Below are 15,097 nucleotides of genomic sequence, written 5' to 3'. Positions count from 1 at the left end.
CCGGCGCACCCCCGCCGAGGGGGAGGGCGTGCTTCGGGGCCGTCACAGCTCGGGGGGCAGCGCCTCGGTGACCTGCACGCGGCCGGTCTCGGCGGGCGCGGCGACGCGCACCGGCGACGCGTCCGGTATCTCTGGGGCGATCTCCGGCTGGCGGGCGAGTGCGGTCACGCCCTCGTAGCGGCTCAGCCGCTTGTCCATCATGCCGTCGATGCGCTCGTAGACCTCCGCCACGCTGAGGCCGCGGCGGCCCTTCCCGTTCTTCTCCGTGAAGAGGCTGCGGTTCGCTCGCGCGGCGGAGCGGAAGGCCTTCTGGGCCGAGGCCTCGGGCTTGTCGCTCGACAGGCTGAGGAAGCGGCCCGCGCTCGCGGTGCCGAGGAAGTGGGCGAAGTACAGCTCGGTCGTGCTCAGCTCGCGCCCGACGCGGGCCTCGATCCGGCCGCGGTCGCGCTTCACCAGCTCGGCCGCCATCAGGCAGGCGACATAGGGGTCGTTGCGCAGCGACAGCACGCGCTGGCGCATCCCGTCAGCGACCGAGATCGCGCCGCCGCGGCCCCGCACGGCGGCGGCCTCGTCGGCGAGGCCGTAGCGGGCGCCGTAATCGCGGATCATTTCCAGCCAGGTCGCGGTCACGAACTGGAACAGACCCTGCGCCGAGGAGGTCGCGGCCTTCACGTCGGTGTCGAAGCTCGATTCCTTGTCAGCGAGCGCCATCATGTAGACGGGATCGACGCCGGCCTCCTCGGAGGCCCGCAGGATGGTGTCGACCACTCGGCGCGGCACGCTCATCGGGCCGAACTTCAGCTTCTCCTCGCTCGCGTCCTTCACCGGCTGCGGCAGCGCGGCGAGGTCGTTCTCGATGAGCGCGGTCGTCGCCGGCTCCTGCTCGGGGACCGGCACGCCGGTCCAGACGGCATCGGAACCGGTCTCGTCCTGAGGCGTTTCGTCTGTCGAGCCGGCCGCCCCCACGGTCTCGGCCGCCGCCTGCGCCTCGAAGGCCTGTGCGGCCCGCGGGCTCAGGTCGATGCGGTCGTGGGCCGCGGCGACCGGCGCGAAGGCGGTCTGCGGCAGGGCTAGGCCCGCCAGCAGGGCGGCGACCAGCGTCGCGCTGCGATGGGTTGTGGCGAAACGCCGGCGCTCGTGTCCGCGCACGGCCCGCGGCAGCCACGCCACGGTCTGATCCTCACACACGGTCTCGCAAGGCACGAGACGGCTCACGTCGTCGGCGCGGTGCGCCGGCTCCGGGAAAACCCCCATGTCTGGTCCTTCTTGTGCCGCGGCGTTCTTCGGCCGGGCTTTGTTCAGCGGCGGCTCTATCCACAGTCGGCGTGACCAGAATGGGACGCTCGCGTGATCGTGGCGTGATCCTCCCGTGGCACTCTGGATGCGGCGTTACGTCCCCGGAATTCTGCTGATTTGCCGCCGTGTTCAGGCTCGGCTCAGCCAAGCCGCGCCACATCTGTGTCCGGGTCGGGCTTGGAACGAAGCCCGTACGCTCCAGTTACAGGGCCCCGCGGCGGCAGCCCGACAGTGACCACGACAAGAGCCGCCGCGCCACGCAGTTGAGGAAGTACCCGTCCGATGAGCATGCAGACCGGTCGCCGTGTCGGCGTTGCCTTCGTTGGCATGGGTGGGGCCGTCGCCACCACCGCCATCGCCGGCATCGAGATGATCAAGTCCGGATCGAACCGACTCGACGGGCTGCCGCTCGCCGGCGTCTCCGTCGCCGGCATGGCCGACTACAAGGACCTCGTCTTCGGCGGCTGGGACCTCAACGGCGACGACCTCGCCTCCGCGGCCGCGGGCCACGGCGTCCTGACCAAGCAGGACATCGAGAACGGCGCCCAGGTGCTCAAGGGCATCACCCCCTGGCCGGCGGTCGGCAGCGCGAAGTTCTGCAAGAACATCGACGGCCAGAACCGCATCGTCGCCAAGGACCACCGCGAGGCGGTCTCGGTCATCGCCAACGACCTGCGGCGCTTCCAGAAGGAGAGCAACCTCGACGAGGTGGTGGTCGTCAACCTCGCCTCGACCGAGCGCTGGCCCGACCTCAGCGACCCGACCCTGAACTCGGCCGAGGCCTTCGAGAAGGGTCTGGATTCGAGCGACGAGTCGATCTCGCCCGCGATGCTCTACGCCTACGCGGCGATCAAGAGCGGCATCCCCTACGCCAACTTCACCCCCTCCGTCGCCGCCGACGTGCCGGCGCTCTTGGAGCTTGCCAAGGACCTGAACGTGCCGGTCGCCGGCAAGGACGGCAAGACCGGCCAGACCATGATGAAGACGGTGCTGGCCCCGGCGCTGAAGGCGCGCGCGCTGCACGTCGACGGCTGGTTCTCGACCAACATCCTGGGCAACCGCGACGGCCTGGCGCTGAACGACCCGAACTCGCTGCAGTCGAAGCTCAACACCAAGGGCACGGTGCTCGACTCGATCCTCGGCTATCCGGTCGAGGACCACCTCGTGCACATCCACTACTACCGCCCGCGCGGCGACGACAAGGAAGCCTGGGACAACATCGACGTCACCGGCTTCATGGGCCAGCGCATGCAGATCAAGGTGAACTTCCTCTGCAAGGACTCGATCCTGGCCGCCCCCCTGGTGATCGAGATCGCGCGCGTGCTGGATCTGGCCAAGAAGCGCGGCGAGGGCGGCGTGCAGGAGCAGCTCTCGACCTTCTTCAAGGCCCCGATGGTCAAGAACGGCCACGGCCCGGAGCACGCCTTCGGCAAGCAGGAGCGCATGCTGCACGACTGGCTCGGCGTGAACTGATGGGCGCAGCCGATCCGGGCGGGGCCCAGGCGGGCCCCGCCGCACCGCTCGAACTCCGGGACCTCCTCGTCGAGCTGAACGACCTCAAGCGCGTCCGCTCCGCGGGCCGCACCGGCTCCATCGCCGAGCGCCTGTTCGCGCAAGGGTGGGGCATGCTGACCGGCGGCGCGAGCCCGGAGGAGGTCGCCCTCGACATCACCGCGACCGCGCTCGCCGCCACCCGCCTCTGCGACCTCGACGCGGCCTTCCTGGCCTCAGCCGGGCTCCCCGACGCCGCGGTGGCGGAGGTGCTGGTCTCAGGGTTCGACGCGGTGACGGACGCGCTCGAGCCGGAGTTGCGCGCGCGCCTGCGCGAGCGGCTGCGCATCCGCACCGAGGTGGTGCCGGGCCCGCTGCCGGGCTTCGTGGCGGTGCTCGCCCAGCAGCCGCGGGCGGGCGTGACCTGCCCGGGCCGCGCCCGGATCCTGCTGGAGCCGCCCGAGAACCACGCCGAGCACTGCCTGATGGTGGCGGTCTACGGCGTGGCGCTCAGCCCCTTCTACCGGGCGGACCCCGCGACCGTGTTCCTCGCCGCGATGGCGCACCACTTCCACAACGCCGCGATGCCCGATGCCGGCTTCACCGGCGAGATGCTGCTCGGCGATCATCTCGGGCCGATCATGGAGACCACCACGCGCTGGGCGCTCGACGCGCTCGAGCCTGCCTTGCGCGAGCAGGTCGTGCGCGCCCGCGCGGTTCTGCCCGACGACGCGACCGCGGAGGGCCGCGCCTTCCACGCCGCCGATTGCATCGACCGCGTGCTTCAGATCGCCCAGCACCTGCGCGCCGCCTCGCTGACGATGCAGACGGTGCTGGATGACATGGAACTCGTGCATGCCGGCCCGGTGAAGGGTTTCCACGACCGCGTTCTGGCCGATATGCGGATCCCGTGATCGGGACAGGCTCGCGCGACCGATCCGGGGCAGGGGACCTCTCCACCCCGGTCCCGGCCGCGCGGGTCTCCCGTACGGGGCCTTGAGAACCCATGATCCCCTTCGCTCTGCGCTCCCCCGAGACCGGCAACCCGCTCCGCGCCGACCGTCCGCACTCGCTCGCGGACGAGGAGACCGGCGCGCGCTGGCCGGTCATCGACGGCATCCCGTACCTGCGCGTCAACCGCGCCGCGCTGATCGAGCGGGTGCTCGCCCATCTCGACGCGGGCGAGCCCGACGAGGCGCTGGCCGCCCTGCTCGCCGACCAGGACGACTGGTGGACCGGGCCCGCGGCCGACCCCGGCGACGTCCGCCAGCTCGTGAAGGCGCGCGCGACCGCCACCTTGCGGGACGCGGTGCGGCTCCTCGGCTGGGGCCGGGTCGGCGACTACTTCCTGCACCGCTGGAGCGATCCGACCTACCTGGCGGGCCTCGCGCTGCTGGAGGCGCACTGGAACGAGCCGACCTGCGTGTTCGAGTTCGCCTGCGGCATCGGCCACTACCTGCGCGAGCTCAAGCGGCGCGGCCACAAGGTGGCGGGCGCCGACGTGGTCTTCGCCAAGCTCTGGGTCGCGCGCCACTGGGTGGTCGGGGACAAGGCGCAGCTCGTCTGCTTCGACGCCGGCTCGGAGCACTGGCCGATCCAGGGCGCGCCGGTCGATCTCGTGATCTGCAACGACGCCTTCTACTTCCTCGACGACAAGCCGCGCCTCCTGGAGTGCCTGCGCCAGACGGCCGGCGACGACGGCTGGCTCGCGATCAGCCATATCCACAACGCCGAGAGCCCCGGCTTCTCGGCGGGCCGTGCGGTCACTGCCGAGGACATCGCCGAGCTGTTCCCGGACGCGCTCGTCTACGACGACGCCGAGCTGACCCGGGCGCTGGTCGAGGCGCGGGCGCCCGGGCCCCGCGAGCCCGGGGACCTGCGCGCCTGCGAGGCCTTCTCGGTGGTGGCCGGGCCCGGCATGCGGCCCGCCCCGCGCGCGGTGATCGACGGGCTGACCCTACCGCCGGCCGGGACCGAGCTCCACCTCAACCCGCTCTACCAGCCGGACGAGGGCGGCGGCTTCACGATCCGCTGGCCCTCGGAGCGCTACGAGGCGGAGTATGCCCGCCTCGTCACCTACCCGCCCCACTCGGAGGGGCCCGAGACCCTGCGCTTCACCGGGGTGCCGGAGGCGGCGGAATCAGACCGGGTGCGGCGCCGCGAATTCGTCGATCTGCCGGAGCGCTGGTGATGGAGCCCGTCCGCTGGGGCATCGTCGGCTACGGCTGGGTCGCCCGCGACTACATGGCGCCCGGCATCCGCGAGGCCGGGCACCGGCTGGTCGCAGTCTGCGATCCCGGTGAGGGCGCCCGCAGGGCGGCTGAGGCGGAGGGCGCGCGCGCCTACCCGGATCTCGCCGGGCTGATCGCCGACCCCGCGGTGGAAGCGGTCTACGTGGCGACGCCGAACCATCTCCACCGCGAGGCCGTCGCGGCGCTCGCCGCCGCGGGCAAGGCCGTGCTCTGCGAGAAGCCGATGGCGGCCTCGCTCGCGGATGCCGAGGCGATGACGGCCGCGGTCGAGGCCCACGGCATCTTCTACGGCACCGCCTTCGACCAGCGCCACCATCCGGCCCACCGGCTGATCCGGGAGGCGATCCGGAGCGGGCAGCTCGGCACCGTGACGGCTCTGCGCATCGTCTACGCCTGCTGGCTGCATCGCGAATGGGCGCCGCAGGCCGGGCACGACAATTGGCGCATCGACCCGGCCCGGGCCGGGGGCGGCGCGCTGATCGACCTCGCGCCGCACGGGCTCGACCTCGTGGACTTCCTCCTCGACGAGTCGATCCGCGAGATCGCCGCCCTCACGCAGGCGCGCGCGCAGGATTACAGCGTGGACGACGGCGCGCTGCTGATCGGCCGCACCGGGAGCGGCGTGCTGGCGAGCTTGCATGTCGCCTACAACTGCCCGGACGCGCTGCCGCGCCGCCGCCTGGAGGTGGTCGGTACCCGAGGCCAGCTGGTGGCCGAGAACACGATGGGGCAGGTGGCCGGCGGCCGGCTGACGTTCATCGACGGTGCATCGGGCGCGGCCGAGGATGTGGCCTTCGACCGCGAGGCCTCGCCCTTCACCGAGCAGGTGCGCGCCTTCGGCTCGGCGCTCCGCCGCCCCGCCGAGCGCGCGGCCTACGCGGCGGCGCGGGATCTCCACACGATGCGGCTCGTCGTCGGGGCCTACGCCAGCGATCGGGGCGGGGGAGGGACGCTCAGCACGTGACGCGCGCCGCCTCTCTCCCAACCTGCCCCTATGAAGCGCCGCCCTCTCCCGGACGCCTGAAGTAGCGGATCGGCTCAACCGCGTTTGTCCCGAGGTTCATCCATGACCATGCCCAGCGAACAGGACCAGGACGCCCGCGCCCGCCACGACCGCATCAAGGCGCCGCGGCCCTACAGCTACGGGGCCCCGCGCCGGATCGAGGGCCTGCCCGAGCGCCTGCCCGACCCCGTGCGGGCCTATCTCGACGTGCTGCCCCCGGGCCGGGTCGTCGGCTTCAACCTCGCGCCCCTCGACCGCACCGGCGTGCCGGTCTGGTTCGTCTCCCTCTTCCTCGACGATCCCTTCTTCGTCGGGGCGATGCCCTCGGGCATCGGCTACGGCGCCACGGACGACGAGGCGCTGATCGGCGCGGTGGCCGAGATCGCCGAGAACCTGATGCCGTCGCTGGCGGTCATGCCGCGCAAGAAGGAGCGCGGCAGCTATACCGACCTCCTCAAGGTGTTCGGTGAGAGGTCCGTCGCCGACCCGCTGACGCTCTGCCTGCCGGCGGGCTCGCCCGTCGGACGCGACACGGTGCTCGAATGGACGGCCGCCACCCGCCGCGGCACGGGCGAGACCGTGCTGATGCCCCTCGACATCGCGGCGACCGACTATTTCGAATTGTCGGAAGGCTACCGGCCTTTCACCAACCTGATCACCAACGGCCTCGGCGCCGGCCCGGACATCGATTTTGCCCTGGGGCACGGCGTTCTCGAACTGCTGCAGCGCGACGGCAACGGTCTGCTGTTCCGCGCCCTCGACCAGGGCGTGATGCTCGACTTCTCCGACGGCATCGCCCCTGAGAACGCCGCCATGCTGGCGCGGCTGGAGGCGCTCGGCATCCGGGCGCTGCCGAAATTCGCCACCGACCAGTTCGGCCTGACCAACCTCTACGTGGTAGGCTACGACCGCAACGCCGCCGACGCGCCCGCGCCGATCGCGCTCTCGGCCTGCGGCGAGGCCTGCGATCCGGACCGCGACCGGGCGCTGCGCAAGGCGCTCCTCGAGTTCCAGGCCGCGCGCGTGCGCAAGAGCTTCGGCCACGGCCCCCTCGACTTCGCGCGTCGCATCACGCCGCCGGGCTACGTCGACGCCTTCATCCAGAAGGCCCTGCCGAGCCTCGACCTGGAGGAGAGCCGGGCGCTCAAGGCCATGCTCGACTGGATCGTGCTGCCGCCGGAGGACCTGCATCGCGTGCTCGCCGACACAGTCTATTCCGAGCGCGCGACCAAGCGCTTCTCGGAACTGCCGACCCAGGAGGCGGCCGACGGCCACGCGCGTGGGACGATCGCCTGCGACCGGCTGGAACAGGCCGGCTTCGATGTGCTCTACGTCGATTGCTCGCCCCCGGGCGGAGGTGTCGGCGTCGCCAAGGCGATCGTGCCGGGTCTCGAGGTCGAGACCATGAGCTATTACCGGATCGGCGAGCGCAACACCCGCAAGCTCCTCGAGCGCGAGCACCCGCTCATCCGCTTCGGCGAGGCCAGCGAGACCCTGCGGCCGGTGCGCCTGACCCCGGAGGCGATCGAGCGCTTCGGCGGCCAGCCGCTCTTCGACACCGCGCTCGCCGAGGCGATCGTGGGCAGCCACTACCCGCTCTACCGCGAGCCGGAATCGCACCACGCGCCCTTTCGGCTGGAACAGCGGGGGCGCGCCGCATGAGCCTGCGCTTCGCCTACAACACCAACGGCGCCGCCAACCACCGGCTCGACGACGCCCTGCGGCTGATCAAGGCCGCGGGCTACGACGGCGTGGCGCTGACGCTGGACATCCACCATCTCGACCCCTTCGCGGAGAACTGGGCGGCGGAGGCGGGGCGCGTGTCGAGCCTGCTGCAGAGCCTCGAACTCGGCTCGGTGATCGAGACCGGCGCCCGCTTCCTGCTCGACCCCGCCGCCAAGCACGAGCCGACCCTGGTGACGGCGGACGCCGCGGGCCGTGCCCGCCGCGTCGGCTTCCTGAAGCGCGCCATCGATATCGGGGCGATGCTGCATTCGGAGGCGGTCTCGTTCTGGGCCGGCGTCCCGAAGCCCGGTGTCGACCACGCCGAGGCCCGGCTCTGGCTCGGGGAAGGCCTGCGCGAGGTCGTCGCCTACGCGGCGGAGCGCGGCGTGGTGCCCTGCCTGGAGCCCGAGCCCGGCATGCTGATCGAGACGCTCGACGACTACGCCGCCCTCGGGATCGAGGGCCTGCGCCTCGCCCTCGATACCGGCCACTGCCTCGTCACCGGCGAGCGCGAGCCGGCGGCGGCGGTGCACGCGTTCGCCGACCGGATCGGTACCGTGGCGATCGAGGACATGGCCCGCGGAATCCACGTCCACCTGCCCTTCGGCGAGGGCGACATGGACGTGCCGGGCGTCCTCGATGCCCTGGAAGCGGTGGGTTACGAAAAGCTCGTCTGCGTCGAGCTTTCCCGCGAGAGCCACCGGGCCGACCGGATGATCCCCGAGGCGCTGGCCTATCTGCGCGCCTGTCGCCCGGGCACGGACATGCCGGTGCAGGAGACCCGCCCGCAATGAGGATCTGCTTCGTCAGCCGCCGCTACTTCCCGGCGATATCCGGCATGAGCGTCTACGCGCAGAACCTGCTGCGCGAGCTGGCCGGCGCCGGCCACGACGTCACGATGATCTCGCAGTACCGGGGCGACGCCTTCGGCACCCGCGTCTACGGCGGCGGCCCGCCGCCGCCCGTGCCGGGCGTGCGGGTGATCGGCCTCGAACAGCTCGGCGAGCAAGAGAGCGGCGACTTCGAGCGCGACATCGACACGATGGTCGAGACGATCTGCGCCGAGCACGCAAAACAGCCCTTCGACGTGCTGCACGCGCAGTACGGCTACCCGACCGGCTGGGCGACGCTCCTGGCCTCGAAGCGCCTCGGCGTGCCGAACGTGGTCTCGATCCAGGGCGGCGACGGCCACTGGGTCGGCTCCTGCTGCGAGACCCACCGGGTCGCGATGTGCGAGGTCCTGGCCCACGCCAACGCCCTGCTGATCGGCGGGCAATCCTTTGTGCAGGAGGTGTGCGACCGGCTGGGTTCCGATCCGGCCCGCTTCACCATCGTGCCGGGCGCGGTCGACACCGCGCGCTTCGCGCAAGGCACGGCCGACGGGCTGCCCGCCGCCCATGACGGGCCGGTGCGGCTGTTATACCACGGCCGGGTCGACCGCCGGAAAGGCGTGCTCGACTTCATCGAGGCGCTGGCCACGCTCCGGGAGCAGGGCACGCGCTTCGCCGCCGTGATCTCCGGCATCGGGCCGGACGTCGATCCGGCCAAAGAGCTTGCCGAGCGCCTGGGCTTCGGCGCGGACGCGATCCGCTTCACCGGCTACGCCGACTACGCCACGGTGCCGGACCTCTACCGGGCCGCCGACGTCTTCGTCTCGCCGACCTACGCGGAGGGCTTCTCGAACACGATCCTGGAGGCGATGGCGGCGGGGCTCGCCTGCGTCTCGACCCACTCGGTCGGCGTCTCGGACTGCCTGCGCGACGGGGAGAACGGGCTCCTCGTGAACCCCGGCGACGTCCCGGCGCTCGCCCGCGCGCTCACCCGGATCGTGGAGGACGAGGCGCTGCGCCGCCGCATCGCGGAAGCCGGCCTGGAGGAGTGCCGCCGGGTCTATTCCTGGGGCGCGGTGGGCCGGCAGATCATGGAGGTCTACGCCGCGGTGAGGGACCAAGCGCCGCACACGGACTTCTCCGACGCCCTGCCGCACGATCCGGCCTGCCGCTTCCGCGCCGAGCCGCACCTGCTCTGACCGCGCGAGACTGTTCTCCCCGTGCCCACAGCGCTCGCCCTCTCGCCCCATCTCGACGACGCCGCCTTCTCGTGCGGCGGCACGCTGAACCGGCTCGCCCGGAACGGCTGGCGCGTGGTGATGGCGACGGCGTTCACCGCCTCGGTGCCGGATCCGCGGGGCTTCGCGCTCGCTTGCCAGCTCGACAAGGGCCTCGGGCCCGAGATCGACTACATGGCGCTGCGCCGGGCCGAGGACGCGGAGGCCGCGCGCCATCTCGGCATCGCCCCGCCCGTGCACCTGCCCTTCCGCGAGGCGCCGCACCGGGGCTACGGCTCGGCGCCCGAGCTGTTCGCGGCGCCGCGGGCGCACGACACGATCGCGGCCGACCTCGCGCCCGCTCTGGCGGCCCTGCTCGCCGAGACCGCGCCGGATCTCCTCCTCGCCCCCCAGGCGATCGGCGGGCATGTCGATCATGTCCGCATGGTCGAGGCCCTGCGGGAGCCGGGCTTCGCCCTGCCGGTCCTGTGGTGGCGCGATTTCCCCTACACGGTGCGGACGGCCGAACCGAAGCAGCCGCTCGCCGCCCTCTTCGCCGACCTGCCCGAGATCGCGGTCGCGCTCGACTCGGAGGGGGAGGCGGCCAAGCTCGGGGCCTGCGCCGCCTATGCCAGCCAGATCGGCTTCCAGTTCGGCGGCGTCGCCGGCCTGGAGACGCGGCTCGCCCAGGAGGAGGGCCGCGAGCGTTTCCGACTCTCCGGGCCCCTGCCGCCATCGCTTGCGGTGATGCGCGACACGGCCGGATGACCAGGGCCGCGCCGGACCAGCCCAAATCCCTGCGCGATCCGGCGCAGCTCGCCGCGCGCCGCGCCCTGGTGGAGGCGCCCCACATCGCCCCGATCCGCGTGCTCGCCCGCCGCGTCAGTGCGGAGCGGGACGCGCCCGTCCCCGACCCCGACCCGCTCGACGGCGGCGTGAACGCCCGGATGCTCCTCCTGTTGGAGACGCCCGGCCCCGCGGTCGTCCGCACAGGTTTCGTCACCCGCGACAGCGCCACCGGCACCGCCGCCAACCTGTTCCGGTTCCTGGCGGAGGCCGGCATCGCCCGCGCCGACACGCTGATCTGGAACGTCGTGCCCTGGGTGATCCACGCCCCCGGCGCCCTGAACCGCGCCCCGCGCCGGGCCGAGCTGCGCGCCGCCGAGCCTTATCTCGCCCCGCTCCTCGACCTCTTGCCCGGCCTCGCGGTCGCGGTCCTGGCCGGCCGCTTCGCCGGCGAGGCGCGCCCCGCGCTCGCTTCCCTGCGGCCGGGACTGCCGGTGATCGGCGTGCCGCATCCGAGCCCGACCTACGTCTGCACGTCACCGAGCGTCCCGGAGCGCATCCGGGCGGGGCTGGCGGAGGCCGCCGTCATCCTGCGGACATCTCCGCCGGGCATCGCTGCCCCCTGACGGAGCCGTGGAGCGCGGCCTCCGTCGCTGGCCTTCCGCTGCCGCAGGTCCTACATGCGGGCGACAGGCCGCGGGCGAGCCCGCGGACACGACCACACAGGCGGGTTTCCGGGCACGTCCGCGGATGCCGGCCCGGCGCCGTCGTCTCGTCGCGAGGCGGGCGGCCGCTCCGGAGGAAGGCGGACAACGATCGGCATGAACTTCCAGGGCCAGCATCGCCCGGCGATCGAGGGGGCCAAGGCCATCGAGGCCGACGCGGAGGCGCGCGAGGCCGGCGTGCCGGAGGCCGCGCGCCCGCGCGGCCGCAGCCGCTACGCCTGGATCGGCACGGTCGCGAGCGTCGTCCTCTTCGTGGTCTCGCTCGGGGTGCTCTGGCACCTCGCGCAGGACATCACCTGGGCCGACCTCCACGCCGCGATGGTGCAGAAGACGGGCGAGCAGTTCGCCCTCGCCTTCGGCTTCGTCTTCGTGAGCTACCTCTTCCTCACGGGCTACGACGCGCTGGCGCTGCGCCAGCTCCGGGTGAGCGTGCCCTACGGGGTCACCGCGCTCGCCTCGTTCACGAGCTACGCGGTGAGCTTCACCCTCGGCTTCGCGCTCTTCACCGCGGGCACGATCCGCTACTGGATCTATTCCCGGCACGGGCTCAACGCCGCCAAGATCGCCGCGCTCACGGTGATCGCGGGCTTCACCTTCTGGCTCGGCATGGGCGTGGTGCTGGGGCTCAGCCTGATTATCGAGGCGGGCCAGCTCGCGGGCCTCGCCTTCACGTCGATCCGGATCAACCAGGGGGTGGGGCTGGCGGCGCTCGCCGCCGTCCTCGGTTACCTCGCCTGGGTCTCGGCCAAGCGCCGCAGCGTGACGGTGAGGCACTGGCGGCTGGAACTGCCCGGCGCCTCGGTCTCGATCGGCCAGATGATCGTCGGCATCGGCGACGTCTGCGCGGCGGCGGCCGTGCTCTACGTGCTGCTGCCGGACGGGCTCGCCATCGGCTTCACCACCTTCCTGGCGATCTACGTGCTGGCGGCGATGCTCGGCATCGCCTCGAACGTGCCGGGGGGCGCGGGGGTGTTCGAGTCGACCATCCTGGTCGCCCTCTCCAGCCTGCCGCGCGACCAGGTGCTGGGATCGCTCCTGCTGTTCCGGGTCTGCTACTACCTCGTGCCCTTCGGCGTCGCCCTCCTGATGCTCGGCGCCTTCGAGGCGAAGCGGCGGCTGGGCGGCCGCTGACGGATGCGGAGGGCCTGAGATGGGCCGGGACGCGGTCTCCAAAGCCGCCTGGACGGGCGCTGCCGTCGCGGCCGGCCTGATCCTCCTCGCGGCCTGGCTCGACGGCGCCCTCGACGGTCTGCTCATCCTCGCGGCCCTGGCAGCGGCCTGCCTCGGCGGCCTCGCGGGCACGCGCCGCCGCGAGGCCGCCGCGCCGGAGCCGCTCCGCCGGAGCGTCGACCGCCACGTCATCGCCGAGGCGCTGCTCGCCCAGGTGCCCGACCCGGTGATCCTGGTGGACCGCCGCGCGGTGGTGATCGAGGCCAACCCCGCGGCCCGCGCCCTGCTGCCGGCCATGCGCCTGCGCCACCCGCTCTCCTTCGGCCTGCGCGCGCCCGACGTGCTCGACGGGATCGAGGAGGTTCTGCGCACGGGCCAGCCCCTCAAGGTCGCCTACGCCACCCGCGTGCCGACCGAGCGCGCCTTCGAGGTGCAGATCGGCGCGCTCGCCATGCCGGACGGGTCGGGGCCGAACGTGGTACTGTTCCTGCGCGACCTCACCGCGGCCCGGCGCCTGGAGGCGATGCGGGTCGATTTCGTCGCTAATGCCAGCCACGAGTTGCGCACGCCGCTGGCCTCGCTCCTCGGCTTCATCGAGACCCTGCAGGGGCCGGCCCGCAACGACGCGCCCGCCCGCGAGCGCTTCCTCGACATCATGCGCGCCCAGGCCCAGCGCATGACGCGGCTGATCGACGACCTGCTCTCGCTCTCGCGCATCGAACTGCGCGAGCACATGCCGCCGACGAAACCGGTCGATCTGGGTCACCTTGCCCGCCAGATGGTCGAGATGCAGGCCCCGCTCGCCGCCGAGCGCGGTGTGGCGGTCGCCTTCGCGGGGGAGGGCGCCTTCCCGGTGCTGGGCGAGCCCGACGAGCTGGCGCGCGTGGTCGAGAACCTCGTGGAGAACGCCGTGCGCTACGGCGGGCGGACCGTTGCGGTGGAGCTCGCCCGGGCGGAGGGGCGGCACGGCCCCGAGATCGTCCTCTCGGTGCGGGACGACGGGCCCGGCATCGCGCCGGAGCACATCCCGCGGCTGACCGAGCGCTTCTATCGGGTGAACGTGGCCTCCAGCCGCGAGAAGGGAGGTACCGGGCTCGGTCTCGCCATCGTGAAGCACAGCCTGAACCGCCATCAGGGCCGGCTCCAGATCGAGAGCACGCTCGACGTGGGGACCACGGCCCGGGCGATCCTGCCCGCACGGCCGGAGGTCGGTGCGGGGGGAACGGCAACCGGGAACGGCACGGGCAAGGACTCGTCGGCGCGGGACACCTGACCGGGAGATCCTGCCCTGAACATCGGCGCGCCGGAGATGGCGGCCTGCATCAACCCGTACGTCCGCCGAGCGGACGGCGGGGCAGAGCCGTACAACGATGTGACCCCAGCCGGTAGTGCTCGCGGACGGCCGGACGGGAACCGCGCGTCGGTGCTTGACCTTCCCATCATGGGAAGGCCCACATGCACCGGCATGGAGACAGAATCCCGTTCCCTCATGTCCGCGCGCGCCGAACCCGTCAGCTTCCCGGTCGAGGGCCTGACCTGCGCCGCCTGCATCGGGCGCGTCGAGCGCGCGCTCGGTCGACTGCCGGGCGCCAGCGCCGTCAGCGTCAACCTCGCGACCGGGCGGGCGAGCCTGCGGCTCGGACCCGGCACCGCCCCGGCGGAGGCTGCCGAGGCCGTGGAGGCGGCGGGCTACGCCGTACCCGAGGCCGAGACGGTGCTCGCCGTCTCCGGCCTCTCCTGCGCGTCCTGCGTCGGCCGCGTCGAGCGGGCGCTCGCCGCCGTGCCCGGCGTGCGCGGCGCCGCGGTCAACCTCGCGACGGGCCGGGCCACCGTGCGCCACCGCGCCGGGATCGTCGCCCCCGCCGACCTCGCGGCCGCGGTCGAGGCGGCGGGCTACGCGGCCGAGCCCGTGGATGGGCAGGCCCCGCCTGCCCCGGTCGAGGCCAGGGCCCGGGAGGCGCGGCGGCTCCGCCGCGATCTCCTGATCGCCGCGCTGCTCGCCCTGCCGGTGGTGGTGCTCGACATGGGCGGCCATCTCGTCCCCGGTTTCCATCACGGGGTGGCGGACGTCCTCGGCGCCCAGGGCGTGGCCTGGCTCCAGGCCGGGCTCGCGACGCTGGTGCTCGCCGGTCCCGGCCGGCGCTTCTTCACGCAGGGCGTGCCCGGCCTGCTGCGCGGCCACCCGGACATGAACGCCCTCGTGGCCCTGGGCGCGGGCGCCGCCTACCTCTACTCGCTGGTCGCGACCGCCGCGCCGGGCCTGCTGCCCGCGGGCAGCGCGCATCTCTACTTCGAGGCGAGCGTCCTCATCGTCACCCTGATCCTGCTCGGCCGCAGCCTGGAGGCGCGGGCGCGGGGCCGCACCGGCGAGGCCATCGCCCGGCTGCTGGACCTCGCCCCGAAGACCGCCCGGGTGCTACGGGGCGGGGCTGAGGCCGAGGTGCCGCTCGCCGCGCTGAAGGTCGGCGACATCGTGCGGGTCCGCCCCGGCGAGCGGGTCGCGGCGGACGGCGTCGTGGTCGCGGGCGAGAGCTTCGTCGACGAGAGCATGGTGACGGGCGAGCCGGCGCCGGTGCGCAAGGCGCCGGGCGCCGCGACCGTC

At 72.9% G+C, this 15,097-nt stretch carries 13 protein-coding genes; 12 read left to right on the top strand and 1 reads right to left on the bottom strand.

The window, feature by feature from the left end; translation table 11 throughout:
• Positions 1-42 precede the first annotated feature (42 nt).
• Entirely contained in the window at positions 43-1,254 is a 1,212-nt protein-coding gene (locus tag MFF54_RS20045) for a transglycosylase SLT domain-containing protein (RefSeq protein ID WP_238304996.1), read from the bottom strand.
• Between the two features lie 324 nt (positions 1,255-1,578).
• On the opposite strand from MFF54_RS20045, the gene MFF54_RS20040 reads away from it, so the two are divergent.
• The 12 genes from MFF54_RS20040 to MFF54_RS19985 all read left to right on the top strand — a co-directional run.
• Positions 1,579-2,769, top strand: coding sequence for an inositol-3-phosphate synthase (locus tag MFF54_RS20040; RefSeq protein WP_238304982.1), 1,191 nt, complete (start codon positions 1,579-1,581; stop codon positions 2,767-2,769).
• Entirely contained in the window at positions 2,769-3,701 is a 933-nt protein-coding gene (locus MFF54_RS20035; protein ID WP_238304980.1) for an HD domain-containing protein, read from the top strand. The genes MFF54_RS20040 and MFF54_RS20035 overlap by 1 nt, the downstream gene beginning before the upstream one ends.
• A gap of 92 nt (positions 3,702-3,793) precedes the next feature.
• The gene (locus tag MFF54_RS20030) at positions 3,794-4,978 is read left to right on the top strand and encodes a class I SAM-dependent methyltransferase (protein ID WP_238304978.1); all 1,185 of its coding nucleotides are present in this window, start codon (positions 3,794-3,796) and stop codon (positions 4,976-4,978) included.
• Positions 4,978-6,003 (top strand): Gfo/Idh/MocA family protein, encoded by a 1,026-nt coding sequence (locus MFF54_RS20025; protein ID WP_238304998.1) that lies wholly within the window; start codon positions 4,978-4,980, stop codon positions 6,001-6,003. Before MFF54_RS20030 ends, MFF54_RS20025 begins: the two co-directional genes overlap by 1 nt.
• 102 nt (positions 6,004-6,105) lie before the next feature.
• Positions 6,106-7,704 (top strand): YcaO-like family protein, encoded by a 1,599-nt coding sequence (locus tag MFF54_RS20020; RefSeq protein ID WP_238304976.1) that lies wholly within the window; start codon positions 6,106-6,108, stop codon positions 7,702-7,704.
• On the top strand, positions 7,701-8,561 hold the full coding sequence (locus tag MFF54_RS20015) for a sugar phosphate isomerase/epimerase family protein (protein ID WP_238304974.1): 861 nt from the start codon (positions 7,701-7,703) through the stop codon (positions 8,559-8,561). Before MFF54_RS20020 ends, MFF54_RS20015 begins: the two co-directional genes overlap by 4 nt.
• Positions 8,558-9,796, top strand: a complete 1,239-nt coding sequence (locus MFF54_RS20010) for a glycosyltransferase family 4 protein (RefSeq protein ID WP_238304965.1) — start codon at positions 8,558-8,560, stop codon at positions 9,794-9,796. Before MFF54_RS20015 ends, MFF54_RS20010 begins: the two co-directional genes overlap by 4 nt.
• Positions 9,797-9,817: 21 nt before the next feature.
• Complete coding sequence (locus MFF54_RS20005; protein WP_238304963.1) at positions 9,818-10,582, top strand: PIG-L deacetylase family protein; 765 nt, start codon at positions 9,818-9,820, stop codon at positions 10,580-10,582.
• Positions 10,579-11,226: a uracil-DNA glycosylase gene (locus MFF54_RS20000; RefSeq protein WP_238304961.1), complete on the top strand. Its 648-nt coding sequence runs from the start codon at positions 10,579-10,581 to the stop codon at positions 11,224-11,226. The genes MFF54_RS20005 and MFF54_RS20000 overlap by 4 nt, the downstream gene beginning before the upstream one ends.
• A 195-nt stretch (positions 11,227-11,421) precedes the next feature.
• Positions 11,422-12,456: a putative bifunctional lysylphosphatidylglycerol flippase/synthetase gene (locus tag MFF54_RS19995; RefSeq protein ID WP_238304959.1), complete on the top strand. Its 1,035-nt coding sequence runs from the start codon at positions 11,422-11,424 to the stop codon at positions 12,454-12,456.
• A 19-nt stretch (positions 12,457-12,475) separates the two neighbouring features.
• Positions 12,476-13,768: an ATP-binding protein gene (locus tag MFF54_RS19990; RefSeq protein WP_238304952.1), complete on the top strand. Its 1,293-nt coding sequence runs from the start codon at positions 12,476-12,478 to the stop codon at positions 13,766-13,768.
• 216 nt (positions 13,769-13,984) lie between these two features.
• Positions 13,985-15,097: heavy metal translocating P-type ATPase (locus MFF54_RS19985; protein ID WP_238304944.1), on the top strand; the 1,113-nt coding region annotated here is incomplete at its 3' end.

The organism is Methylobacterium gregans (genome assembly GCF_022179245.1).
Classification (GTDB): Bacteria; Pseudomonadota; Alphaproteobacteria; order Rhizobiales; family Beijerinckiaceae; genus Methylobacterium; species Methylobacterium gregans.
This window is presented reverse-complemented; position numbering and strand designations above follow the sequence as displayed.